Source organism: Pseudomonas sp. HAR-UPW-AIA-41 (assembly GCF_002304225.1).
Classification (GTDB): Bacteria; Pseudomonadota; Gammaproteobacteria; order Pseudomonadales; family Pseudomonadaceae; genus Aquipseudomonas.
On record NZ_NSLB01000002.1, the window covers coordinates 243420 to 266011 of the forward strand.

Consider the following 22592-nt stretch of genomic DNA (forward strand, 5'->3'; position numbering starts at 1 on the left):
CCTGAACAGTTCGTGCACAGGGAGTCCGGAACATGACCCTGCAACAAAAGATGATCCTCGCTGGCGTACTTAGCGTACTCGCAGCCGTTGCGTTGGGAGGGATAGGTTACTGGGGGCAGGTGCAGGTGGCACAAGGGCTGGCGCACAACCAGCTGAGCCTGCAGGCTCTGCGCAATCATCTGGAAGGCGACATGATGCACGACGGCTTACGGGCGGATGTGCTCAATGCCTTCGTTATAGAGCCGACTGATGCTGCTGCAGTGGATCAGTTGCGAAACGATCTCAAAGAGCACAGTGAGTGGTTCCAACGCACGCTAGAAGACAATGCCAAATTGCCTCTGGGTGGGAAGGTCAGCGCGGCAATCGCTCAATCGCGCCCAGCACTTGCTGCCTATATCAGCGAAGCACAAAAAGTGGCCGAACTGGCACTCAAGGACCGCGCTGCAGCACATCAAGCACTTTCTGGCTTTGAAGCCAGCTTCAGCGAGCTGGAGGAGAAGAATGAGGCGCTCAGTCAGTTAATTGAAGACATGGCGCAGCACAACAAAGCCGAGGCCGAAGCGAGTAGCTCAAGGGCCAATCTACTGTTGGTAGTGGGCATACTGGCAATAACCGGGTTACTCGCCCTGCTCACTCAACAACTCATGCGTGCTGTACTTCGCCCGCTGCTTAAAACCGTCAGCGTCGCTCAGGCCATTGCCAGCGGAAACCTGTGCAATCACATAGAAGTGGAAAGCCAAGACGAAGCAGGCCAGATGCAACAGGCACTGATCGTTATGCAGAACAATCTGCGGCAAATGATCGATACCATCCGCAACGAGAGCACTCAACTACACAACACCGCGGTCTACCTCAACCAGACCTCGCAGAATATTGTTGAAGGCGCCAGTGAACAGGCCGACAGCGCCACCAGCGTAGCTGCGGCCATGGAACAAATGATCCACAACATCCAGCAGATTTCCGAACATGCGCGCAATGCCCAAGGCATCTCGTCGCAATCCGAGCAACTGGCCAGCAGTGGGGGCCAGGTCATACTCGATGTGGTTGATGGCATGAGCCGCATTGCCGATGCAGTCAACCAGTCATCAAGCACCATCAGCGTACTGGGTCAGTCTTCGGAAGAGATTTACTCAATCATCCAGGTGATCAACAGCATCGCTGAACAGACCAATCTACTGGCCCTCAATGCCGCTATTGAGGCCGCACGAGCAGGCGAAGCCGGGCGTGGATTTGCCGTGGTTGCCGATGAAGTTCGGAATCTGGCAGCACGAACCTCGCAATCGACCCAAGAAATCACCCAGATGATCGAACGCATCCGCAGCAGCACTGAGCAAGCTGTGAGCAGCATGGCAACTGGCGTTGAACGGGTCAGCAGCGGTGTCTCACTAGCTCAGCAGGCAGGTGCCTCCATCAATGAGATACGGCATGGAGCTCAACGTGCTGCCGCGATGGTGCAAGAAATCTCCAGCACCATCGCCGAGCAAAGCAAAGCGAGCAACGAGGTAGCGCTGCGCGTGGAACAAATCAGCGTGGTCGCGCAACGCAACCATGCCTCCATTCATCAATTGGCTGCGGCTACCGAGCAAATGGAGTCCGTGGTGAAAGCCATGCAAAGTTCAGTAGCCCGCTTCAACCTCTAGCGCTCAGTGCCAACAGGCCCGTGACCAAGTTCTGAAACGAGTGATTGAAGGCCTCTCACTCTTGCGACGGACTTCACGGGCCAATACTGGCAACATCGAAATTTTCCGCAAACAGCCTGAGCATTATCTGGCTCGGAACGAGCGTCGTCTGTGTCGACCATAGACGCCACACTGGACAGCCAGGCCCTGCAAGAAAGCTGACATGCGCTGAAAATACCTGCGCAGCGCCCTGCTCGATCTGAACAGTCAGAGCAATCCAAGGACCAGTAGCTCCGGACGTGCCATCGCTCCAACCAACGGCAACCAGCATGCCCTAGTCCTGAGCAATCAGTGAATCAGGCTAAGCCAAACCGCCAGTGCCCGGTGACGTCGACCTATACCCAGCGGCGAGTTAATCTGCCACACAACTAACACGCCGGGAGTCGCCCTATGATCGAACTCCGCCAAGCCCACTGCCTCCCCTGCTACGGCAAGCCCTCCCCGATTACGGTTTCTGAGCAGCAAGAGCTGCTCAGGCAATTGCCCGGCTGGAAAATCATCGAGATCGAAGGTGTTACCCGCCTGCAGCGGGCCTTTCACTTCGGCAACTTTGCCGAGGCGCTGACCTTCACCAACCGCCTCGGCGAGCTGGCCGAAGCCGCCGACCATCACCCCGCGCTGCTGACCGAGTGGGGCAAAGTGACGGCCAGCTGGTGGACCCACAGCTGTGCCGGCCTGCAGCTGAACGATTTCATTCTCGCCGCGCGCTGCGATCTGCTGAGCGAAACTGCCGAGGGCCTGCGCGAGGGCTGAAAGTCAGTGCTGCAGGTGGCCGTACAGTTTGGCGTAAAGCCCGCCTTCGGCGATCAGTTGCTGGTGCCCTCCCTGCTCGGCGATATGCCCGCCATCGAACACCAGTACTCGGTCCGCCTGCTTAACCGCGGACAGGCGGTGGGCAATGATCAGCGTGGTACGCCCCTGCAGGAACTCGCCGAGCGCCTGATGCAGAGCATATTCGGTGGCAGCATCCAGCGCTGAAGTGGCCTCATCCAGAATCACCACCTTGGGCTTGGCCAGAATCATCCGGGCAATTGCCAGGCGCTGCCGCTGGCCACCGGACAGGCGCACACCGGAGCGGCCGACCACACTGTCCAGCCCATGCGGCAAGCCGCGCACGGTGTCCGCCAGCTGGGCAATGCCGAGGGCGTGCCAGCATTCGTCATCCGTGACCGTACGCCCCATGCTGAGGTTGGCACGCACCGTGTCATTGAACAGCGCCGGATGCTGAAGCACCACCGCGACGTTGTCGCGAATGCCGGTCAGGCCGATCTCCTGCTGACTCACCCCGCCGAAACGGATGGTCCCAGCCTGGGGCGTATAAAGACCGAGCAGCAACTGCACCAGAGTGCTCTTGCCACCGCCCGAAGCGCCGACGATCGCCACTTTCTCGCCCGCATGGATATGCAGATTGAGCCCGTCGAGCACCGGCTCATCGCGGTAGGCAAAGCGCAGGCCCTCGATCTCGATACCCAGCGTCTCCACGCCGGCAAAGGGATCGCGGCTTTGCGGGTATTGCGGCTCATCGGCGCGCGCCAGCAGCTCGTTGAGCCGTTGCAGCGCGGCCCCTGCGGCATAGTAGGCATACTGCAGGCCGAGCAGTTGCTCGACCGGGCCGATCATGAACCACAGGTAGCTGAACACCGCGAGCATCTGGCCGATCGTCAGGTCGGAAAACAGCACGGTGAGCATCGCCGCGGCGCGGAAAACATCGATACCGAACTGGAACAGCAGACCGCTGGCGCGGCCTGCCGCATCGCTCTTCCATAGCGAGGCCACGGCGAAATCGCGTACCTCCTCGGCCCGCTGGCCAAGACGACCAAGGAAGAAGCCCTGACGGTTGCTGGCACGCACCTCGCCAATCGCCTCCAGGGTTTCGCTCAGCGCCTGGGTAAAGCGCGCGGTGCTGTCGTTCTCGAGCTTCTTCAGGTGCTTGACCCGCTTGCCCAACTGCACCGTGGCGTAGATCACCAGCGGGTTGAACAGCAGGATCAGCAGCGCCAGCTGCCAGTGCATCCAAAGCAGGATCGCCGCAGTGCCCGTGAGGGTGAGCACAGCCACCAGAAACTTGCTCAGGGTTTCGCCGACGAACTTGTCCAGGGTATCCAGGTCGGTCACCAGATGAGCCGTCACCGTGCCGCTGCCCAGGCTTTCATACTCGCCCAGAGAAATGCGCTTGAGCCGTTCGATCAGACGCAGGCGCAGGCGATAGACGATGTCCTTGGACAAACGGGCAAACAGACGCGCCTGCAGCACGTTGAACAGCAAGGCACTGCAACGCAGCAACAGGGTGCTGGCCAGGATCAGGCCGATATAGCCGGCAGCCTGCTGCCAGGCCGAAGGCAACACCCGGTCCATCACCCGCAGGGCGGCATCCCCCTGATGGAGCAGTACCTCGTCGACCAGCAGCGGCAGCAGTAGCGGGATCGGCACACTGGCCAGCACGCCGAGCACCGCCAGCAGATTGGCCAGCAACAGCGCCTTGCGGTGACGCAGGGCGAGCTGGCGGATCTCCGCCCAGCTCAGCCGGTCGGGCGCAGCCTCAGGCATGGGTCACGCGCTCCAGCCAGCGACCGAGCAGCGGCTGCAGTTGCTCCAGCGGCTGGTAGCCGTTGGTCAGCAAGGCAAACTGCCCCTTGTGCTCGGCCAGCAGCGTGGGAAAGCCACTGATGCCCAGACCATCGACCCAGGCGAAATCCGCCGCGGTGGCTGCCTGAGCGGCATCAAAGGCTTCGGCAAAAGCCTGCCGTGGCAAACCGGCGGCTTCAGCCAGAGCCAGCAGCTCGGCAGTTCGGGTCACATCGCGGCCCTCGGCATAGAACGCCTGCTGGATGCCCTTGAGCAGCGCCGGCAGGGCTGAAGCGTCCAGAGCACGGGCAGCGACCAGCGCACGGCAGGCCGGTTCGGTGTCGTAGACGAATCCGGGCGGCATGGCCCCTTCAAAGCGGAAGGCCTGGCCGGTGGTTTCCGCCACCGCCCGCCAGTGTTCGAGGATGGTCTGGCGCAACTGGCCATCCAGCGCCATACCGGTGGCGCGACGCAAACCGCCAAGCCGCAGCTCCAGCGCCACGCCAAACCGCGCCGCCTGCTCGGTGAGCGCCTCGACCACCGGGGCAAACCCCCAGCACCAGGAGCACATGGGGTCCATTACATAGAGCAGGCGGGTGGCAGCCATTTCAGTGCTCCTCGGCCTTGTAGTTGAAACCGATCGGATGTGGCAGGTTGCGCGCTGCCGCCAGTTCGATCTGCCGGCGCCGGGCACGGGCCGAGGCACGGGTCTTCTCCGGCAGGCTGTCCCAGCAGTGCGGACAACTGATACCCGCCTCGTAATGTTCGGACTGACGATCTTCAGCCGAGACCGGCTGACGGCAGGCATGGCAATGCTCGTAATCACCCCGCGAGAGGTCATGACGCACGGTCACCCGGTTATCGAACACATAACAGTCGCCGCGCCACTTCGACTCGGTCTCGGGCACCTCTTCGAGGTATTTGAGAATGCCGCCCTTGAGGTGATACACCTCGGCAAAGCCTTCCCCCAGCATGTAACTGGACGCCTTCTCGCAACGGATGCCACCGGTGCAGAACATCGCGACCTTCTTGTGCCGGCTGGGGTCGAAGTGCGCCTTGATGTACTCGGGGAACTCGCGGAACGACGCTGTCTTGGGATCAATGGCGCCCTCAAAGGTACCGATGGCCACTTCATAGTCGTTGCGCGTGTCGATCAGCAGCACTTCAGGGTCGCTGATCAGGGCATTCCAGTCGGCGGGCTCAATATAGGTGCCAACCGCCTTATTGGGATCAACCCCGGGCACGCCGAGGGTGACGATTTCCTTCTTCAGCTTCACCTTGGTTCGGTAGAACGGCTGCTCATCGCAGTACGACTCTTTATGGTCGACATCCGCCAGACGCGGGTCCTGCCGCAGCCAGACAAGCAAGGCATCGATGGCTTCACGACTGCCGGACACCGTACCGTTGATGCCCTCCTCGGCCAGCAGCAGTGTGCCCTTGATCTCATGTTGCAGAAGGGTTGCCAGCAGCGGCTCGCGCAACGCGAGGTAATCAGGCAGGGAGACGAACTTGTAGAGCGCCGCGACGACGATGGGAGCGGTCATGGGGATACCTCGGTGAGCGCCCGCGTAAAGGGCGAACCTGAAACAAAGGCGCCGGCTCAGGGCCGGCGCGGTGTTGCAGTCTAACAAAAGCCCTGGCGCAGGCCCAAGCCATGTCGACTCAGTGGTCGTGCTTGCTGCCGCCGCGGCAGGTCGGCGAATCCGGCACTACCGCCTGCGCCGCCCACTCTTCGGGTGTGTAGGTATGCAATGCCAGGGCATGCACCTGCCCCATCAGCTCACCGAGGGTGGCATACACCCGCTGATGACGTTTCACGGCATTGAGCCCGGCAAACTGCTCACTGACGATCACCGCCTTGTAGTGGGTTTCCTGGCCACGGCTGTGCATGTGGCTTTCATCCAGCACATCCAAGTGCTCGGGCTGCAGATCGGCCAGGCTGGCCAGCAGACGCTCACGCATGGACATGCTTATTTGACTCCCAGTTCCTTGTTCATCTCAGCAACGAGTTTGTTGACCTGAGGCACGGCGCTCTGCAGTTTCGCCTGAGTCAGGCGTGCCGACTCGGCCGTCAGCATCGGCATGTTTTCCAGCACTTTCTTGCCCAGCGGCGACTGGTAGAAGGCCATCAACTCCTTGAGCTCCTTCTCGCTGAACGCATTGGTGTAAAGCTTGACCAGTTCGGGCCTGAGCACCGGCCAACCGACGGCTTTATCCAGCTCGGCATTGGCCTTGGCCTGGTAACGTTCCAGCACGGCCTTCTTGCTCTCCGGCGCCTTGGCCTGGGCAAAGCCCTGAGCAAACATCTGCTGCACCTGGGCATACACCGGCACGGTCAGTTTGTCGGCACGGGCGAGTTTGAGGAACGCCTCGGCCTCGGCGGCATGGCTGGCAGCATCGGCCAGAACCTGGCCACTGAGGGCCGACAGGAGAAGGGCAGAACTGAGGAGGCGCAGCGCTTTCATCGAAAATCCCGTTCGAGGTTGGAAAGTTCGGCATTCTGCGCCCAAGCTGCGAACGGCTCAAGCAACCAAAGGTGTGCACTGGCGCACAGGACAAACTGGCGACAACACACCGTTTATCCGATTGCCAAAAGGCCAGCACTTGCCACTGACCGGCAATGACGGCACGCTGACAGCCCCTAACCTATTCGTATGACCACGGCTTTGCACACAAGGATGTGTCCATGAACAGTCTGGTTTCACCGCTGCCGGCCAGTGCGCTGGTTCCACTGTGTCTGAGTGACGGTCGACTGAACCCCGAGGCCGTCGGTTGGTCGGCACGCCCTCAGTTTGACTGCCATATTCCTGGGCATTTCGGCCGACGAAAGCGCTGGAATCACTGGTGTATCACCACTCCAAACTGGATGCTTGCAATTACTCTGGCCGATCTTGATCTGATTGGTTTTGCAGCGGCCTACTTCCTGGATCTGCACTCTGGAAAAAGCATCGCCTTCACACGACTGAGCTTGCTCGGACATGGCTGCGATCTGCCAGACACACCTCAAGCCAGTCAGGTCTTCGAGCACCCGCAACTGCATATTCGTGTCGACGAGCAAGCCGGGCGCACTCGTCTGAGCGTTAATGCACCAGACATTGGCGGACAGAACCTGCAGGTGGAGCTGGACATCCAACGTCCGGCGCACCTTGAATCCATGAACCTGGTAGTACCTTTGCCCAAGAACGGCTTCCATGCCAGCTGTCGCCAGCTAGGATTGCCAGTGATTGGCAGCATCCAGTTGGGTACTTACCACTACCAATGTATCCCGGGACGCAGCTTTGCCAGCCTGGATTTCGGTCGCGGCTTATGGCCACACCGCAGCAATTGGTCACGCGTTGCCTTCGCTGCGCCAGGCGGGATCGCTGGCAACTTTGGCCGCGGCTGGACCGATGGCAGTGGATTAACTGACAACGCACTGTGGCTTGGCGGCAAACTGACCAAACTGAATAGCCAAGTCAGCTTCCATCCGGGCAACAGCATCGACCCTCTCAGCCCCTGGCCCATCCGTAGCGAATGCGGACGAGTTGAGCTGACTTTCAGCCCCCGTCAACTGCACCGGACCTGCCCAAAACTCGGTCCGCTGTACCACGACAACAGGCAGTGGTTTGGCGAGTTCAGCGGGGTGGTACAGGGCGAGGATGGCAACAAAGTGCCCGTGCACAGTGCGCTGGGATGGATTGGCCTGAATCAGGCCCGCTGGTGAGCACTATTGCGCAAAAAACAACCACTGGTCGTTTGCTCCAACACAAACGATACCGCTGATTAGACTGAAGCTGGTCACCCTTGACAGACAGGAGACCGCGCCATGTTCGGTAAACGCAGCCTAGACCCTGCCCCACGCAGCCATTATCGCAGCGAGAGGGTGAGCGCCATTAATGGCCAGTATTTCTTTTCTACCCGTGAAGGCACGCTGGAAGGCCCCTACTTCACGCGGGTAGACGCTGAGCGCAATATCGACCAATACATCCGCCGCATGCAGCAGGCCAGTGCCTTGATCGCCCGAGCGAGCAGCCTCAGCAACTGATAGTACCGCCTAAAGATCCTGTTCGAAGGCAGCAGCCAGCGCATCATTAACCGTGCGCAATACCTTAACCCGAGCAAAGCGCTTGTCGTTAGCCTCAACCAGCGTCCATGGCGCTGATGAATTACTGGTCCGGTCGACCATGTCGCACACAGCATCGACGTATTGGTCCCACTTATCGCGATTTCGCCAGTCCTCTTCCGTGATTTTGAAACGCTTGAAGCCTACCTCCTCCCGCTCCTTGAAGCGTGCGTACTGAGTTTCTTTGTCAATCGCCAGCCAGAACTTCACCAGCACGATACGCCCGCGAGCCAGTTGATCCTCAAAGTCGTTGATCTCGCCATAGGCACGCAACCAGTCAGCCTGCGAGCAAAATCCTTCGACCCTCTCAACCAGAACCCGTCCATACCAGGATCGATCAAAGATCGCCATTTTCCCGCGTGCAGGAATATGCCGCCAGAAGCGCCACAGATACGGCTGAGCCCGCTCTTCCTCTGTTGGCGCAGCCACAGGAATCACATGGTACTGCCGCGGATCAAGCGCAGCAGCCAAACGACGAATAGCGCCACCTTTACCAGCCGCATCGTTGCCTTCAAACACAACAACAAGTCCGTGCTGACGCATACGCTTGTCGCGCATCAGCCGGGCAAAACGCGCCTGTTCGGTGGCGAGCTGAGCTTTATAGGCGTCCTTGGCCAGCACCTGAGTCAGGTCAAGGCTGTCAATCAGACTACGGTTATCAAGGCTGGACACCAGCGGAGCAGAGTGCGGATGACGCTGCGGCCGCTGCTGCTCTTGCAAGGCCACCTGCAAACCATCCAAAAGGGTCCGGGCCACGAACAGGCTGCGATAGTTCTCATCAGCACCGGGCACCACATACCAGGGAGCGTAATCGCGACTGGTCTGACGTATAACCCGCTCACCATGACGCACGAACTTGTCGTAGACCTTGGACTGCTGCCAGTCGAGGGGGCTCAGTCGCCATCTGGAAAGAGGATCAGCCTCCAGCTCCTTAAGGCGATTTTTCATCTGTTTCTTTGAAAGATGAAACCAGAACTTGAAGATCAATGCCCCTTCATCACAGAGCATGCGCTCCAACCGCTCGGCACCATCAATAGCCTGATCAAGCACCGCATCGCCGATGCGATCATCGACGCGCGCCTGAAGCATCTGGCTGTACCAGTTACCAAAAAAGATACCTATGCGCCCCTTGGGAGGAAGCTTGCGCCAGTATCGCCACGCTGGAGGACGCGCCAGCTCTTCATCTGTCTGCACATCGAAAGTTTCGACACGAATCAACCGTGGGTCCATCCACTCGTTGAGCAGCTTGACCGTCTCACCCTTACCCGCACCCTCAATGCCATTGATCAGAATGATCACGGGAAAGCGTGCCTGCTGCTGCAGTTCAAATTGCGCCTCCAGCAGAGCCTCGCGCAACGCTGGCAATTGCTCTTTGAAAGACTCTTCATCGATGGTGTGTTTGATTTCTGCTGACTCGAACATCCCAATCTCCCTGTGCAATGCTGTCTACCCTAGTCGATCAGCGCAGGCTTGTCTGTGCGGTAAACTAGCGACTTTACCGGACGCCGAGCTTCCCCATGAATGACTTCCAGCACGCCTTGCTCCACTGGGACGAGCAGGGGCAACCACTGTCCAGCAGTTACGATGACGTGTACTTCTCCAAGGCCAACGGCCTGGAGGAAACCCGCTATGTATTCCTCGCCAACAGCCATCTGCCCGAGCGTTTTGCCGCTCTGGCCGAACACGCGCAGCTGTGCATCGGGGAAACCGGTTTCGGCACCGGCCTGAATTTCCTCTGTGCCTGGCAGCTGTTTGAGCAGCGCGCGCCGGGCACTGCCCGCCTGCACTTTGTCAGCGTGGAAAAGCACCCTTTGCAGCTGGCCGACCTGGCCCGCGCCCTGCAGCTGTGGCCGGAACTTGAACCCTACAGCCGTGCCCTGCTGGCGCAATATCAGGGTATCCACCCGGGCTTCCAGCGTCTGAGCTTTGCCGCTGGCCGCGTGCAGCTGACCCTGTTGATCGGCGATGCCAGCACCAGCCTGGCCGAGCTGGATGCCCAGATCGATGCCTGGTTCCTCGATGGTTTTTCCCCGGCCAAGAACCCGGAGATGTGGTCGCCGGAACTGTTCGCCCAACTGGCGCGGCTCTCTGCTCCGGGAGCTACCCTGGCCACGTTCGCCAGCACCGGCTTTGTCCGCCGGGGGCTCATCGAGGCCGGTTTCAGCATGCGCAAGGTGCCCGGCTTCGGCAAGAAATGGGAGATGCTCCAGGGCCACTACAGTGGCCCGCAGCAGCCAGCCGGAAAACCCTGGTACGCCCGCCCGCCGGCTTCACACGAACGCCGCGCACTGGTCATCGGTGGCGGCCTGGCCGGCTGCAGCAGCGCCGCGAGTCTCGCGGCCCGTGGCTGGCAAGTCAGCCTGCTGGAACGCCACAGCGCACTGGCCCAGGAGGCCTCCGGAAACCCGCAGGGCGTGCTGTATCTCAAACTGTCGGCGCACCATACGCCGCTGTCGCAACTGATTGTCAGCGGCTACGGGCGCACCCGCCGGTTGCTGCAGGAGCTGCCTGAGGATCAAGCCTGGCAGCCCTGCGGCGTGCTCCAGCTGGGGCTTGACGACAAGGAACAAGCCCGCCAGAGCAGCCTTGCCGCCGCCTTTCCCGCTGATCTGCTGCGTCAGGTTGACCGTCACGAAGCCGAACAGCTGAGCGGCATCGAGCTGCCCAGTGGCGGATTGTTCTACCCCCATGCCGGCTGGGCCCACCCGCCAGCGCTGTGCCGGATGCTGGCCGAACACCCTCGAATCAGCCTGCTGTTGCATCAGGAGGCGCTGGAGCTGCGCCGCGCCGATGGCCAGTGGCAAGCTTGGAGCGGCACGCAACTACTGGCACAGGCACCGGTGGTCATTCTTGCCAGCGCCGTGGAGATTCTGCGGTTTCCCCAGACGGCGGGCATGCCGCTCAAAGGCATCCGCGGGCAAATCACCCGTCTGCCGGCCACTTCTGCCAGTCAGTCCCTGAAAACCGTGGTCTGCGCCGAAGGCTATGTGGCGCCCGCCTGGAGGGGCGAACATACCCTTGGCGCCAGCTTCAATTTCCAACGCCTGGATAGCCAGCCTTCGACAGAAGAACATGCCAGCAATCTGGAGCTACTCGGCGAAATCTCCCGGGATCTGAGCCAGCGCCTGCAGGTCGATCAGCTTGATCCTGCACGGCTCGAGGGCCGGGCCGCGCTGCGCTGCACCACCTCCGACTATCTGCCCCTGGTTGGCCCGCTGGCCGATGCTGACGCCTTCGCCCGGGACTATGCAGTACTGGCCAAGGACGCACGACAGACGCCTGATAGTCCTTGCCCCTGGCAGGAGGGCCTCTACCTCAACAGCGGTCATGGCTCGCGCGGTCTGATTACCGCCCCACTGTCCGGAGAGCTGCTGGCCTCCTGGCTCAACAACGAACCTCTGCCACTGCCGCGGGCGGTGGCCGAAGCCTGCCACCCCAACCGTTATCTGCTGCGCCAACTGGTGCGCGGCAAATAACCGCGTCCGGGCCAATTGCCAGCCTGTATGGCCGACAACATACTCCATAGGGTATTCACCAACGGAGTTATGAGGATGCGCAATACCCTGCTGACGCTGAGCCTCTGCCTGCCCCTGAGCGTTCAGGCGGCTGACATCAGCGCCCTGAGTGAAGAAGCCCGGCGCCTGATCGCGCCCTTGCAACAGGCCCTGCAACAGAGCGTGCAACAAGCCATGCAGCAAGGTGGTGCCTTGCAGGCTGTGGCCAGCTGCCAGATTCAGGCTCCGGCGCTGACCGCAGCACATAGCCCGGCACCCTGGAAGGTGGCGCGCACCGCCTTGCGCGTGCGCAATCCCGGCAATCAGCCAGATGTCTGGGAACAGCAGGTTCTACAGCGTTTTTCCGACCGCGCGGCAGCAGGTGAGCCACTGCCCGGCATGCATGAGCAAGCCATTGTTGATGGCCAGTTCCGCTATATGCAGGCCATCCCCACCGGGCAACCCTGTCTGACCTGCCACGGTGAGAAGCTCAGTCCGGAGTTGGCGGCCAAACTGGATTCGCTTTACCCTGCCGACCAGGCCCGCGGTTTCAAGCTGGGCGAGCTGCGCGGCGCCTTTACCCTGAGCCGCCCTTTGGAGAGTCCATGAGCGATAGCCAGAATCCGCAACAAGACGCCATGCTAAAGCGCCTGGCACGTGTCGAAGGACAGATTCGTGGGCTGCAGGCCATGATTCGCCGCGGCGAGGACTGCGAGGCCATCGCGCAGCAGTTCGCCGCCTCGCGTAAAGCCTTGGAAAAAGCCTACCAGCAGATGCTCGCCTGCCTGTTGGAAGAGGCTCTGCTCACGCCGGAACAGTCTCCCGCCGAGGCGCTGGCACAGGTCCGCGCCATCTTTACCAAATACACCTGAACTCAACCCTGACGATACGGCAGGGCCTGCCGCGCCTGTTCGGCATAGGCTTGCAAAGCCGGTCGTTCCTGCTGCAGAAAATCCGCCACAGCCGTGCGCAGACCGGGGTGGCAGAGGTAGTGCCACGACTCGGTCAGCTGCGGCTCAAAGCCACGAATCAGCTTGTGCTCGCCCTGAGCGCCGGCGTCGAAACGTGCCAACCCCTGCGCAATGGCCTGGTCGATGCCCTGGTACAGACAGGTTTCGAAATGCAGGAAATTGAAGTCGATGAGGCAACCCCAGTAGCGGCCATACAGGCAATCAGCCCCCTGCAGACTGAAAGCCATCGCCACCGGCCTACCGTGCTGACGCGCCAGCACCACACGGATGGATTGCGGCATGCGTTCGGCCAGCAGACTGAAGAACAACCGCGTCAGATAGGGTTGCTGCCCACGTACCCAATAGGTATTGGCATAACAGGCGTAGACGAAGTCCCACTCGGCCTCACTCAACTGGCTCCCGCTGCGCCAGTCGAACTCCAGGCCCTGCCCCGCCAGTTGCTCACGTTCCTTGCGCAGCTGTTTGCGCTTGCGCGAAGTAAAGCTGTCGAGAAAATCCTGAAAGTCGCGATAGCCGTGGTTGTGCCAATGAAACTGACACCCCAGACGCTGCAGCCAGCCCTGCTGCTGAGCCAGCAGAGCGCCCTCCTCCGGCAGGGTGAAGTTGATATGCCAACTGGAAATCCCTTGCTCGGCCAGCTCCGCCACGCCCTGCTCCAACAGAGAGCTCAGAGCTGACGGCTGCCCCAGCAGACGCGGCCCAACCACGGGCGTAAACGGCACGCCACTGAGCAACTTGGGGTAATAGGCAATCCCAGCACGCTGGCAAGCATCAGCCCAGGCCCAGTCGAATACATACTCACCCCGAGAATGGCTCTTCACCCAGGCCGGCAGCACAGCCTGCGCATTCCCTCTCTCATCACGCCACAAACGATGACTGCTCTGCCAGCCACAGCCAAGCACCGCACTGCCGCTGTCTTCCAGACTGGAGAGAAAAGCGTGCTGCTGAAACGGCTGAGCCGTTGCTGGCAGCAGCCCATCCCACTCACGGGCGCTGATCTGCTGAAGGCTATGGAGGATATGCACGGTCATGGGAGTGAGTCTGGACTTTCCTCCAGACGAAAAAAAGCCCCGCCAATGGCGGGGCTTAAGGGGGAGCAGTCAGCTGATGAAGTCTGACTTAGAACACGTACTGGGCACGCAGGGAGATGGCACGACCGTCATCATCGTCATTGCCGGCAGCGAAGCGACCATTCTGCAGTTTGACGGTGTCTTCATTAGACTGAGTCATCAGATAATTAGCCGAGATCTTTACCGCCTCATTGGCGTACCAGTTCACACCCAGAGTGTGCACTTTGGCCTCGCTCTCATTGATGGCGACACCACCTACAGTAGCCATGGTCTGATCGTCTTCGACGTTCAGATTGTCATAGCGGTAGAAGACCTCCCAAGCACCGTTGACCTTGTCAAACGGCTTAATGGCATCGAACTTAGCACCATCAAGCTTGTAGATGCGCGACTCACCGGTCAGGGTATAGGCCAGCTGCATGTTATAGCCGGTGGCCTCACGATCACCGTTGGTGTTGTAGCCGCTCAGATCACGCTTGAGGTACTCACTCTGCACCGAGAACGGGCCGGTCATGTAAGCGAATTCCAGGCCTACGACACTGTCATCCTCAAAACCGCCGGTAACACCAGCGTCAGCTGGAGCAAGAATCAGTTGATCCGAGTTGGCTTGGTTCTCGGAAACACCACGCACGCCCAAACGGCTGCGAATACGGCCGTCAAACTTGGTGCCATCACTTTCGTTACCATAGCTGCGGGTTGCGTAATCCACACCAAAGTGCAGAACCTCTGTTTCGCTAACAATCGGAGCAACCACACCACGCATGAAGTAGCTATTGACGTCCTTGCCATCCTCATCTTCGAGGTAAACACCGGAATCCTGCTGCTGGAGGCTAGCCGAACCGTAGAACATGCCGCCGTAGGTGCCATTGACCTGAACGCCCATACCGTTCTCGTGATCCGTGGTCCAGGAAGCCAGGTCCAGAACCGGCGAGCGCTCAATCGCAGTTACCCACTTGGAGCTGGTAGCCTTTTCCAGGCTGTAATCCGGATCGAAGCGCCCCATGCGGATATTGATCGGAGAGAAGCCGGTATAGGTGATGGTGGCTTCATCAAACTTGTTTTCGTTACCACGGTTGTCGGTAAAGTCGTAGTTGATCTGGTAACGCCAATCTTTGTAGTTACCGCCGATTTCGATCTGTGCACGACGGAAATAGGCTTCGTTGGCAGATTCGTTATTGGTGGTATAGAAACCATCGAACTGATCGAAGTCAGCCTGAATACGGCCGCCCAGTTTGAAGCTGTACTGCTTGTCGGTGGTGGCTACTTCCAGACCGCTCTTGGTCTTGATCACGATATCGGTGCCATCGGTGGTCACGGTACCGGCCATGGCCTGGGCCGAAACGGCCAGTGCCAGAGCGCTGGCGGCAAAACCGGCAAACTGCTTACGCATCATCGAGGATTCCCCTAATTGGTCTTTGCGTTCAAAAACACGCGGGCTTTGCCCTGCGGTGTTGGAGGGGAATCTTGGCGGGGGGTTATTTCAGCTCAGTTGCTTTTAGATGAAAGTTCCATGACAGAGGAACTTTTTTATTACCAAAAAAACGGATCAGAAAAAGAGGTCTCGATGTGCCAGCGAAACCTCTCCAAATGCCTTGAAACGACTGTTTTCAAGCCATAGAACGCCAGCGCCTGGCTATCCAGAAATCCAGACTGAACCAGCGCCCTGCACCCGTGAAGAAGAGCGTCACCAACATCACCAGATACGTGGCGGCAAACTCGATGCCGTTGTTCAGCACCACAAACTTGCCACTGCTCGTCAGCCAGTCGTAGTTGCCGTGCTCCTTGAGCAATGCCCTGGCCCGCTCGATTTTCTCCACCGAGGCCAGCACCCGCTCATTGGCAAAGGGTGCCGAAGGATCAGCTATCGCCTGCCAGCCATAGGGCCAATGCACCGCGACAATGGCGACCAGCATGGTGATGATCAGCGGAATGCTCACCCAGCGTACAGCCAGGCCGAATAGCAGCAGAATCGCCCCACCCGCCTCGGTCAGTGCCGCCAGCCAGGCCAACAGCTCAGGAAATGGCAACCCCAAGCCCCAGTCGGGGTTACCGAACCAGGCGATGGTTGAAGGCATGTCCGCCAGCTTGTGCATACCCGCCATCCAGAAAATTGGTACTAGATAAAGGCGCAACAGCAACGGGCCGAGAAAGTCGAGACGACGGGTAGCATCCAGGCCATCCTGGAAGCGATTGAGCAGTTTCAGCATGAAAATCTCCAGTAGTCAGGCGCCAAGGCGCCTGAGCGTTCAGCGGGTCGGAGGAAACCAGATGTCCTGGCGCTGCCAGTCATCCAGCAGTGCCTGGGCATGAGTGAAATAGGGTTCATCAGCCGCAATACCGCTGGCATCGGCCAAAGCAAGTAATGCCGGCGCACTCGCCTCACCCGCCTGCAGGCGCAGAGCCAGGTGATAGGCGAACGGCGAGAGTTGCTGGAAGCGCACCTTGTCCGAGCGATCGCGCCAGGCCAGCAGGCAGGTCGGCTCGGCTGGTGCTTGCTGGGGACTGTACTCAGCGCTCAGACGCTGCACTGGCCAGGCGTATGCCAACGGCCAGGCCAGCGGCGACCAGCCTTGTGCGGGCAATTCGGCCTCCGCCACATCCAGCTCAAGCTCGACCCGCTCGTAATGCGCCAGTTCGATGAGAAACGGCGGATCATCCGCTTCGGCAACGAAGCCGTGCTGCAACCAGCCGACAAACTCCGCGCCGATCTCGAGGAAATACGGCGTGGCGCAGCGGTGTCCGGCAATGAAACTGCGCACCAGGCGCTGCCAGCGCGCATCGTCGAACAGCCGGCGCAGCACCGGAAAACCGCTGCTGAGAAAGCTCTCGATGTTGTTGAAGAACAGGCCTTCGTAGACCGCCATGCGCTCGGCGGTGATGCCCGGTAACAGCGCCTGCGACTCGGGCTGACGAATGCGCGCGGCGAAGGCCAGCTGGTCACGCTCGCTCATCGCCGGGCCTCCTGTTGCAGGGCGCGGATCTGCGCGACCTCGGCGTACAGCTCGGCCACCGGCGGGAAGTTGAAGTCGCGCTCCAGCAGAGTCGGGCGCACGCCATGCAGCGCGTAAGCCTGCCGAAGCAAAGCCCACACCGGGTCGCACACCGGTGCACCGTGGGTGTCGATCTTCAGATCGGTCGCCTCGTCGTAATGTCCGGCCATGTGCAGATAGGCAATGCGCTCGCCCGGTATGGCCTGGATATAGGCCAGCGGGTCGAAGCTGAAATTGGTCGCGTTGACGTAGACGTTGTTGATGTCCAGCAGCAGCCGGCAATCCGCTTCGTCCAGCACCGCACGAATGAAGGTGGTCTCGTCCAGCTCGCCGGGCAGGCGCGCATAGGCCGAGACGTTTTCGATGATCAACGGCCGCTCCAGCACATCCTGCACGGTGCGAATGCGCGCGGCGACTCGTTGCACGGTTTGCGCAGTGAACGGCAACGGCATCAGGTCGTACAGCTGGCCCTCGTCGGCGCAGGCAGAGAGGTGCTCGCTATAACCACGGATGCGGTGCTCGTCGAGAAAAACCTTGATGGCCTTGAGCGGCCCGATATCAAGCGGCGCCACACCACCGAGGTTGAGAGACAGACCATGACAGAGAAACGGCACGCGCTCGCTGAGGCTGCGCAGCTGGCGGGCAAAACGCCCGCCAACGCCGATCCAGTTTTCCGGGGCAATTTCAAGGAAATCCACCTGTCCCACGGCGCTGTCTGCCAGCGCCGCCAGCAGGCCGCGACGCAGGCCAAGGCCGGCGCCGCTGACAAACGACTGCATGGTCATGTCCCTATTGCCTTACTCGGCCTTCTCGGCACCACACTTGCCTTCGCCACACTTGCCTTCTTTGGCGGCCTTGCCTTCCTCACCGCAGCTGCCTTCTTTAGCTGCCTTGTCACCGCCACACTTGCCCTCTTCGGCTTTCATCTGCCCGCCGCACTTCCCCTCGCCACAGGAACCTTCATGGCCCTTTTCATGAGCAGCCAGGCTGTAGCCACTGCTCAGCTCCTGAGTGGCAAACGGGTTACTCGCTGCCGACGCAGAAGCAGCAGAGCCCAGCAAAGCGACGCCGAGGGTGACAACTACGGAATTCAGCTTATTCATATAACGCTCCAGTGGTGATTCGCAGACAGGGCCGGCATGGCCCCTTCGCAACACTAGACGCGGATGAAAAGCGAACGTTACAGCCGATCACAAAAAGTTTTCGGTCGACTGTCACTTGGTACAGCAGGAGAGATTACAAGGTTCTGAGCGAAGCTCAGGGCTCACGCCGCTGCTGCGCCAAGCGCTCAGCCAGAGCGTCAAGCTCCGGGATTGCGGCATCCGGCAGCTGACGCAATACATGCTGACTGACCTTCATCTGGCGTATGAAGCGCCGGCAATGGCGGCACATGGCCAGGTGAGCACGCACGCCCAGACGCTCGCGCAGGCTCAACTGGCCATCGAGGAAATCGCTGGAATGGGCAACCAGATCCTTGCAGCTCAGCATTGGCCGGTCTCCTGAAAATGCTCGAGGGTGGCAAACACCTTGAGTCGTGCACGATGCAGCAGCACGCGGACATTGGAGAGCGAAAGCTCGAGAAGATTACAAATTTCCTCCAGCTCCAGTCCCTGCCGCTCGCGCAGCAGCAATACGCTGGCCTGCATCTCGGAAAGGCTGGCCAGGGTCTTTTCCAGACACTGGCGCAGCTGCTCCTCGCTGAGCAACGCTTCAGGCGAGTCTTCATGCCAGTCGTGCGGTGGTGTCTGCCAGTGGCCGTCAGCGGCAAAACGCTCAGCGCCAATGGTGCCGTGCGGACCGGGAAGGTCATCCAGCAGTACTTCGCGGCGGTTGTGCTTGAGACGGGTTTTGGCCGTGTTGGCCGTGATGGTCAGCAGCCAGGTTTTCAGACTACTGCGCTGCTGAAAGCCGTCGAGGTTGCGCACCACGGCCAGCCAGGCGTCCTGCACCACTTCGTCGGCATGACGACTGCCGACGATGGCATAGGCCACTGCACGCATGGCGCCCTGATACCGTGTCACCAGCTCCTTGTACGCGCGCTGCTCGCCGGCCAGCAGGCGGGCGAGCAGTTCATCCTCGGTCTGATCCGCCATAGGCGGTTCAGGCCTTCTTGCGCAGAATCACACTACCTATGGAGTAGCCTGCACCGAAGGAGCTGAGCACGCCCAGCGCGCCAGCCGGCAGGTCATCCTGATATTTGTGCAGGGCGATTACCGAACCGGCCGAACTGGTGTTGGCGTAGGTGTCGAGGATCACCGGAGCTTCATGCGGTTCGGCATCACGGCCGAGCAGTTTGCGCGCAATCAGCAGGTTCATGTTGAGGTTGGCCTGATGCAGCCAGAAGCGCTTGACGTCGGCGACGTTCAACTGGTTTTCCGCCAGGTGTGCGGCAATCAGTTCGGCCACCATCGGGCAGACATCCTTGAACACCTTGCGCCCTTCCTGAACAAACAGCTTGTCGCGGGCACCGATGCCTTCTTCCGCACAGCGGTTGAGGAAGCCGAAGTTGTTGCGGATATTGTTGGAGAACTGGGTAACCAGCTTGGTGCCGAGCACATCCCACTGATAGGCCGAGGTCGCCAGGTCGGCGCGCTCGATGATCACGGCAGTCGCCGCATCACCAAAGATGAAATGGCTGTCACGGTCGCGGAAGTTCAGGTGACCGGTGCAGATTTCCGGGTTGACCATGAGAATCGCCCGGGCCTGGCCGGTCTGCACCGCATTGGTGGCAGCCTGAATGCCGAAGGTGGCCGAGGAGCAGGCCACGTTCATGTCATAGGCCCAGCCATTGATGCCCAGTGCCGCCTGCACTTCCACGGCCACTGCCGGGTAGGCGCGCTGCGGGTTGGAACAGGCGAGAATCACGCCGTCGATATCGGCCGCCGTCTTGCCAGCCCGCTGCAGAGCTTCCCTGGCAGCGCCGACGGCCATCTCGCAGAGAATCGACCACTCTTCGTTGGGACGCTCCGGGATGCGCGGCGTCATGCGCTGCGGGTCGAGGATGCCCGCCTTGTCAATCACATAGCGGCTCTTGATCCCCGACGCCTTCTCGATGAACGCCTCGCTGGACTCACTCAGCGCCTCGACCTCACCGAGCTCGATCGCAGCGGCGTTATCGGCATTGAACTGTTGGACATAGGCATTGAAAGCCGTCACCAGCTCCGCGTTGGAGATGCTGTTGGCCGGGGTAAACAGACCGGTGCCACTGATTACGACGTTGTGCACGGACTTTCCTCTTTATTGTCATGGGCGCCCACGGCGGCCGGTTGCACATCACGCCTGCGGCCCGCAGCCCCAGGCAAAAATTCAGGCAATGTTGCCGTACCACAGCACTGTGCGCTGGCAACATTTGGCAAAGGATGGAGTTTGCCACAGCCACGACGCCACTGCCTGCTTGTCAGACAGATGCACAGCCGTTTAAGCCACACTTGGCCAGCAGGTATCTGCCGAACGATGCGGCATGCGGATCGGCCTCAGGGCTGCAAGAGAAGGTTCAACTGTTCGCGGTAGGCCGGGGACTCGCGTTGTCGCTGGATTTCCGCCCAAATCTGCTCGACCAGCTGCGGCTGATGCCGCTGCAACCGATGCGACAGCATCAGGTAGTAGGCCTTGGTCTCCAGCGGCAGGCTGGCCTTTTCGATCACCGCCGCCAGCTCGGCATTGCCCTCCAGCACATGATCGGCGCGCAGGGCCTGCAAGGCTACGGCCTGCACCCGACGGGTAGCCAGCATGTACAGCAGGGCTTCAGGATCACGACTGCTCTCCACGACAGCGGCACCATGCAGGCGAAGGAAATCGACAATGGAGAAGCCACTGAGCGTACCTATTGCCCCCTCCAACTGGCGGAACTCGCTGCCGTTCCAGCCCACCGCGTTGTCCTTGCGCGAATAGAGGGCGTAGACCTGTGTGTGCAGACGCTTGCTTTCATCGACCCGGCCGTCGCTGTCCAGGGGATAGACGCCATGCACAAGACGCTCGGGCATGTAGCTGGCGGCAAAGGCGCCATCGTAGGCACCTTTTTCCAAGCCGGAGAGACAGCGCCGCCAGGGCACTGCCACCCAGCTGACCTGCAGATCGAGAGTCGCAGCCACCTGTTTGAGCAGCAGCAGATTAAGCCCGCTCCCGTCAGGCATCACCCAGGGGAAGGACTCCTTGTCTTCATAGCAAAAGGTCAGACTGGGTGACCGAGCTTCCTCGGCAACCACAGCAGGCAATACCCCGTATAGCCACAACAGCAACAGCAAAAACCGCATCCACGGCCCCCTTGCATCCCGCCCCATATCCCTTGGCACAGTATAGGCAGAGCGGGTCATCGGCTGGCGATCGGCATTCCCGTTACAATCGCGCCTGCTTACCAGGGTCTAGGGTTACCACCAGACTCTCACTCGCGTGACCTGCCTATCCGCATTCACAGCGAACCACCCGGCCCCCGGTTACCACCGGCTGCCCGTTGCCAGGAACACACCCATGATCCTCCGCCCGCTTTTGCACATCATCAACCACACCAGCCTGGTCGCGCAGATTGCCCTTGGCCTGCTGGCCGGGATTCTGCTCGCCTGGCTCTGGCCTGAGGCCACCGCCAGCGTCGGGTTTCTCGGCAACCTGTTCATCAGCGCCCTGAAAGCCGTTGCTCCCGTTCTGGTCTTCATTCTGGTGGCCTCGGCGATTGCCAACCACAGCCCCGGGCAACCGACGCATATCCGTCCGATCCTGCTGCTGTATCTGATCGGCACGCTCGCTGCCGCCGTGGTTGCGGTGGTGGCCAGCTCCCTGTGGCCCTCCACCCTGGTGCTGGCCGAGAGCGCCCAGAATGCCAGCCCACCGGGCGGTATCGCCGAAGTACTCAAGACGCTGGCACTCAATGTGGTGGACAACCCGGTCAATGCCCTGCTCAAGGCCAACTTTGTCGGGATTCTGGCCTGGGCCATCGGTATCGGCCTGGCCATCCGTCATGGCAGTGACAGCACACGCGCCGTGTTCCATGACCTTGCCCAGGGGGTGACTCTCATCGTGCGCGCGGTGATTCGCTGCGCGCCGCTGGGTGTCTTTGGTCTGGTTGCCACCACCTTTGCCGATGCTGGCCTCAAGGCTCTGCTGGGCTATGTGCATCTGCTCGCCGTACTGCTCGGCTGCATGCTGTTTGTCGCCCTGGTGGTGAACCCGCTGATCGTGTTCAGCCAGATCCGCCGCAATCCCTATCCGCTGGTGCTGACCTGCCTGCGTGAAAGCGGCATCACGGCGTTCTTTACCCGCAGCTCGGCGGCCAATGTGCCGGTAAACCTGCAACTGTGCGAACGCCTGGGCTTGCATGAAGACACCTATGCCGTGTCCATTCCGCTGGGAGCCACCATCAACATGGCCGGCGCCGCCATCACCATCAGCGTGCTGACCCTGGCCGCCGTGCACACCCTCGGCATCGCCGTGGACCTGCCAAGTGCCCTGCTGCTCTGCGTGGTCTCGGCGGTCTGTGCCTGTGGCGCCTCCGGCGTAGCCGGCGGTTCGCTGCTGCTGATCCCGCTGGCGTGCAGCCTGTTCGGCATTCCCGGTGATGTCGCCCTGCAGGTCGTGGCCATCGGCTTCATCATCGGCATCCTGCAGGACAGTGCGGAAACGGCGCTCAACTCATCGACCGACGCCCTGTTCACCGCTGCTGCCTGCCTCGCACGCGAGTCTCGCAGCTGAGTGCGACCGCACAGAGGCACGACTGCCGGTTCAGAACAAAAA

25 protein-coding genes and 1 pseudogene are annotated in these 22592 nt (G+C 60.6%); 9 read left to right on the forward strand and 17 right to left on the reverse strand.

The window, feature by feature from the left end; all coding sequences use genetic code 11:
- Window positions 1-32: 32 nt before the first annotated feature.
- Both CK486_RS18480 and CK486_RS18485 read left to right on the forward strand, forming a co-directional pair.
- Window positions 33-785 (forward strand): annotated as a pseudogene (locus CK486_RS18480) (HAMP domain-containing protein); the annotation flags it as partial.
- Window positions 786-926: 141 nt separating this feature from the next.
- The gene (locus CK486_RS18485) at window positions 927-1640 is read left to right on the forward strand and encodes a methyl-accepting chemotaxis protein (RefSeq protein ID WP_371915486.1); all 714 of its coding nucleotides are present in this window, start codon (window positions 927-929) and stop codon (window positions 1638-1640) included.
- A gap of 73 nt (window positions 1641-1713) precedes the next feature.
- On the opposite strand, the gene CK486_RS17935 is transcribed toward CK486_RS18485, so the two are convergent.
- Window positions 1714-1950 carry a hypothetical protein gene (locus tag CK486_RS17935; protein ID WP_141248886.1) on the reverse strand — a complete coding sequence of 79 codons (237 nt, stop codon included), beginning with the start codon at window positions 1948-1950 and terminating at the stop codon, window positions 1714-1716.
- 119 nt (window positions 1951-2069) lie between these two features.
- Here CK486_RS17935 and CK486_RS05395 point away from each other — a divergent pair, with 119 nt between their 5' ends.
- The gene (locus CK486_RS05395; RefSeq protein ID WP_095939260.1) at window positions 2070-2432 is read left to right on the forward strand and encodes a 4a-hydroxytetrahydrobiopterin dehydratase; all 363 of its coding nucleotides are present in this window, start codon (window positions 2070-2072) and stop codon (window positions 2430-2432) included.
- Between the two features lie 3 nt (window positions 2433-2435).
- Here CK486_RS05395 and CK486_RS05400 read toward each other — a convergent pair whose 3' ends face one another.
- The 5 genes from CK486_RS05400 to CK486_RS05420 all read right to left on the reverse strand — a co-directional run bounded on the left by CK486_RS05400 (window position 2436) and on the right by CK486_RS05420 (window position 6709).
- Entirely contained in the window at window positions 2436-4226 is a 1791-nt protein-coding gene (locus tag CK486_RS05400) for an ABC transporter ATP-binding protein (protein ID WP_095939261.1), read from the reverse strand.
- Entirely contained in the window at window positions 4219-4851 is a 633-nt protein-coding gene (locus tag CK486_RS05405; protein ID WP_095939262.1) for a DsbA family protein, read from the reverse strand. The genes CK486_RS05400 and CK486_RS05405 overlap by 8 nt, the downstream gene beginning before the upstream one ends.
- 1 nt (window position 4852) lies before the next feature.
- Complete coding sequence (locus CK486_RS05410; RefSeq protein ID WP_095939263.1) at window positions 4853-5788, reverse strand: rhodanese-related sulfurtransferase; 936 nt, start codon at window positions 5786-5788, stop codon at window positions 4853-4855.
- Between the two features lie 118 nt (window positions 5789-5906).
- Window positions 5907-6212, reverse strand: coding sequence for a BolA family transcriptional regulator (locus CK486_RS05415; RefSeq protein ID WP_095939264.1), 306 nt, complete (start codon window positions 6210-6212; stop codon window positions 5907-5909).
- 2 nt (window positions 6213-6214) lie between these two features.
- On the reverse strand, window positions 6215-6709 hold the full coding sequence (locus tag CK486_RS05420; protein ID WP_095939265.1) for a DUF2059 domain-containing protein: 495 nt from the start codon (window positions 6707-6709) through the stop codon (window positions 6215-6217).
- Between the two features lie 221 nt (window positions 6710-6930).
- Here CK486_RS05420 and CK486_RS05425 point away from each other — a divergent pair, with 221 nt between their 5' ends.
- Entirely contained in the window at window positions 6931-7947 is a 1017-nt protein-coding gene (locus CK486_RS05425) for a DUF2804 domain-containing protein (RefSeq protein WP_095939266.1), read from the forward strand.
- Window positions 7948-8049: 102 nt separating this feature from the next.
- Entirely contained in the window at window positions 8050-8268 is a 219-nt protein-coding gene (locus CK486_RS05430; protein ID WP_095939267.1) for a DUF6316 family protein, read from the forward strand.
- A gap of 9 nt (window positions 8269-8277) precedes the next feature.
- Here CK486_RS05430 and pap read toward each other — a convergent pair whose 3' ends face one another.
- Entirely contained in the window at window positions 8278-9768 is a 1491-nt protein-coding gene (gene pap / locus CK486_RS05435; RefSeq protein ID WP_095939268.1) for a polyphosphate:AMP phosphotransferase, read from the reverse strand.
- A 95-nt stretch (window positions 9769-9863) separates the two neighbouring features.
- On the opposite strand from pap, the gene mnmC reads away from it, so the two are divergent.
- From mnmC to CK486_RS05450, 3 genes are all read left to right on the forward strand, one after another.
- Entirely contained in the window at window positions 9864-11822 is a 1959-nt protein-coding gene (mnmC, locus tag CK486_RS05440; RefSeq protein ID WP_095939269.1) for a bifunctional tRNA (5-methylaminomethyl-2-thiouridine)(34)-methyltransferase MnmD/FAD-dependent 5-carboxymethylaminomethyl-2-thiouridine(34) oxidoreductase MnmC, read from the forward strand.
- A 75-nt stretch (window positions 11823-11897) separates the two neighbouring features.
- Entirely contained in the window at window positions 11898-12449 is a 552-nt protein-coding gene (locus CK486_RS05445) for a DUF3365 domain-containing protein (protein ID WP_256574369.1), read from the forward strand.
- Window positions 12446-12712, forward strand: coding sequence for a metal-sensing transcriptional repressor (locus CK486_RS05450; RefSeq protein WP_095939271.1), 267 nt, complete (start codon window positions 12446-12448; stop codon window positions 12710-12712). The genes CK486_RS05445 and CK486_RS05450 overlap by 4 nt, the downstream gene beginning before the upstream one ends.
- A 2-nt stretch (window positions 12713-12714) precedes the next feature.
- Here CK486_RS05450 and CK486_RS05455 read toward each other — a convergent pair whose 3' ends face one another.
- The 10 genes from CK486_RS05455 to CK486_RS05500 all read right to left on the reverse strand — a co-directional run bounded on the left by CK486_RS05455 (window position 12715) and on the right by CK486_RS05500 (window position 21121).
- Entirely contained in the window at window positions 12715-13842 is a 1128-nt protein-coding gene (locus CK486_RS05455; RefSeq protein ID WP_095939272.1) for a GNAT family N-acetyltransferase, read from the reverse strand.
- Between the two features lie 88 nt (window positions 13843-13930).
- Window positions 13931-15271 carry an OprO/OprP family phosphate-selective porin gene (locus CK486_RS05460; RefSeq protein WP_095939273.1) on the reverse strand — a complete coding sequence of 447 codons (1341 nt, stop codon included), beginning with the start codon at window positions 15269-15271 and terminating at the stop codon, window positions 13931-13933.
- Window positions 15272-15485: 214 nt separating this feature from the next.
- Window positions 15486-16085 (reverse strand): DoxX family protein, encoded by a 600-nt coding sequence (locus CK486_RS05465; protein ID WP_095939274.1) that lies wholly within the window; start codon window positions 16083-16085, stop codon window positions 15486-15488.
- Between the two features lie 39 nt (window positions 16086-16124).
- Window positions 16125-16829 carry a DUF2063 domain-containing protein gene (locus tag CK486_RS05470; RefSeq protein ID WP_095939275.1) on the reverse strand — a complete coding sequence of 235 codons (705 nt, stop codon included), beginning with the start codon at window positions 16827-16829 and terminating at the stop codon, window positions 16125-16127.
- Window positions 16826-17653, reverse strand: coding sequence for a DUF692 domain-containing protein (locus tag CK486_RS05475; protein WP_095939276.1), 828 nt, complete (start codon window positions 17651-17653; stop codon window positions 16826-16828). The genes CK486_RS05470 and CK486_RS05475 overlap by 4 nt, the downstream gene beginning before the upstream one ends.
- A gap of 12 nt (window positions 17654-17665) precedes the next feature.
- Window positions 17666-17971, reverse strand: a complete 306-nt coding sequence (locus tag CK486_RS05480) for a hypothetical protein (RefSeq protein WP_095939277.1) — start codon at window positions 17969-17971, stop codon at window positions 17666-17668.
- Between the two features lie 154 nt (window positions 17972-18125).
- The gene (locus CK486_RS05485) at window positions 18126-18356 is read right to left on the reverse strand and encodes an anti-sigma factor (RefSeq protein ID WP_095939278.1); all 231 of its coding nucleotides are present in this window, start codon (window positions 18354-18356) and stop codon (window positions 18126-18128) included.
- On the reverse strand, window positions 18350-18961 hold the full coding sequence (locus tag CK486_RS05490; protein WP_095939279.1) for an RNA polymerase sigma factor: 612 nt from the start codon (window positions 18959-18961) through the stop codon (window positions 18350-18352). The genes CK486_RS05485 and CK486_RS05490 overlap by 7 nt, the downstream gene beginning before the upstream one ends.
- A 7-nt stretch (window positions 18962-18968) precedes the next feature.
- On the reverse strand, window positions 18969-20093 hold the full coding sequence (locus tag CK486_RS05495; RefSeq protein ID WP_095939280.1) for a beta-ketoacyl-ACP synthase III: 1125 nt from the start codon (window positions 20091-20093) through the stop codon (window positions 18969-18971).
- 248 nt (window positions 20094-20341) lie between these two features.
- A complete protein-coding gene (locus CK486_RS05500; protein ID WP_176481656.1) occupies window positions 20342-21121 on the reverse strand; it encodes an ABC transporter substrate-binding protein in 780 nt (259 codons plus the stop codon).
- Window positions 21122-21335: 214 nt separating this feature from the next.
- Between CK486_RS05500 and sstT the strand changes: the two genes are divergently transcribed.
- Window positions 21336-22550 (forward strand): serine/threonine transporter SstT, encoded by a 1215-nt coding sequence (sstT, locus tag CK486_RS05505; RefSeq protein WP_095939282.1) that lies wholly within the window; start codon window positions 21336-21338, stop codon window positions 22548-22550.
- Window positions 22551-22592 lie beyond the last annotated feature (42 nt).

What these genes read in the sequence shown, in the direction of transcription:
- CK486_RS05500 (WP_176481656.1), bottom strand. Translation starts at nt 21,121, where the DNA reads ATGCGGTTTTTGCTGTTGCTGTTGTGGCTATACGGGGTATTGCCTGCT.
- CK486_RS05405 (WP_095939262.1), bottom strand. Translation starts at nt 4,851, where the DNA reads ATGGCTGCCACCCGCCTGCTCTATGTAATGGACCCCATGTGCTCCTGG.
- CK486_RS05420 (WP_095939265.1), bottom strand. Translation starts at nt 6,709, where the DNA reads ATGAAAGCGCTGCGCCTCCTCAGTTCTGCCCTTCTCCTGTCGGCCCTC.
- CK486_RS05460 (WP_095939273.1), bottom strand. Translation starts at nt 15,271, where the DNA reads ATGATGCGTAAGCAGTTTGCCGGTTTTGCCGCCAGCGCTCTGGCACTG.
- CK486_RS05395 (WP_095939260.1), top strand. Translation starts at nt 2,070, where the DNA reads ATGATCGAACTCCGCCAAGCCCACTGCCTCCCCTGCTACGGCAAGCCC.
- CK486_RS05445 (WP_256574369.1), top strand. Translation starts at nt 11,898, where the DNA reads ATGCGCAATACCCTGCTGACGCTGAGCCTCTGCCTGCCCCTGAGCGTT.
- CK486_RS18485 (WP_371915486.1), top strand. Translation starts at nt 927, where the DNA reads ATGGAACAAATGATCCACAACATCCAGCAGATTTCCGAACATGCGCGC.
- sstT (WP_095939282.1), top strand. Translation starts at nt 21,336, where the DNA reads ATGATCCTCCGCCCGCTTTTGCACATCATCAACCACACCAGCCTGGTC.
- CK486_RS05455 (WP_095939272.1), bottom strand. Translation starts at nt 13,842, where the DNA reads ATGACCGTGCATATCCTCCATAGCCTTCAGCAGATCAGCGCCCGTGAG.
- pap (WP_095939268.1), bottom strand. Translation starts at nt 9,768, where the DNA reads ATGTTCGAGTCAGCAGAAATCAAACACACCATCGATGAAGAGTCTTTC.
- CK486_RS05430 (WP_095939267.1), top strand. Translation starts at nt 8,050, where the DNA reads ATGTTCGGTAAACGCAGCCTAGACCCTGCCCCACGCAGCCATTATCGC.
- CK486_RS05425 (WP_095939266.1), top strand. Translation starts at nt 6,931, where the DNA reads ATGAACAGTCTGGTTTCACCGCTGCCGGCCAGTGCGCTGGTTCCACTG.
- CK486_RS05485 (WP_095939278.1), bottom strand. Translation starts at nt 18,356, where the DNA reads ATGCTGAGCTGCAAGGATCTGGTTGCCCATTCCAGCGATTTCCTCGAT.
- CK486_RS05480 (WP_095939277.1), bottom strand. Translation starts at nt 17,971, where the DNA reads ATGAATAAGCTGAATTCCGTAGTTGTCACCCTCGGCGTCGCTTTGCTG.
- CK486_RS05470 (WP_095939275.1), bottom strand. Translation starts at nt 16,829, where the DNA reads ATGAGCGAGCGTGACCAGCTGGCCTTCGCCGCGCGCATTCGTCAGCCC.
- mnmC (WP_095939269.1), top strand. Translation starts at nt 9,864, where the DNA reads ATGAATGACTTCCAGCACGCCTTGCTCCACTGGGACGAGCAGGGGCAA.
- CK486_RS05475 (WP_095939276.1), bottom strand. Translation starts at nt 17,653, where the DNA reads ATGACCATGCAGTCGTTTGTCAGCGGCGCCGGCCTTGGCCTGCGTCGC.
- CK486_RS17935 (WP_141248886.1), bottom strand. Translation starts at nt 1,950, where the DNA reads ATGCTGGTTGCCGTTGGTTGGAGCGATGGCACGTCCGGAGCTACTGGT.
- CK486_RS05450 (WP_095939271.1), top strand. Translation starts at nt 12,446, where the DNA reads ATGAGCGATAGCCAGAATCCGCAACAAGACGCCATGCTAAAGCGCCTG.
- CK486_RS05490 (WP_095939279.1), bottom strand. Translation starts at nt 18,961, where the DNA reads ATGGCGGATCAGACCGAGGATGAACTGCTCGCCCGCCTGCTGGCCGGC.
- CK486_RS05415 (WP_095939264.1), bottom strand. Translation starts at nt 6,212, where the DNA reads ATGTCCATGCGTGAGCGTCTGCTGGCCAGCCTGGCCGATCTGCAGCCC.
- CK486_RS05410 (WP_095939263.1), bottom strand. Translation starts at nt 5,788, where the DNA reads ATGACCGCTCCCATCGTCGTCGCGGCGCTCTACAAGTTCGTCTCCCTG.
- CK486_RS05465 (WP_095939274.1), bottom strand. Translation starts at nt 16,085, where the DNA reads ATGCTGAAACTGCTCAATCGCTTCCAGGATGGCCTGGATGCTACCCGT.
- CK486_RS05400 (WP_095939261.1), bottom strand. Translation starts at nt 4,226, where the DNA reads ATGCCTGAGGCTGCGCCCGACCGGCTGAGCTGGGCGGAGATCCGCCAG.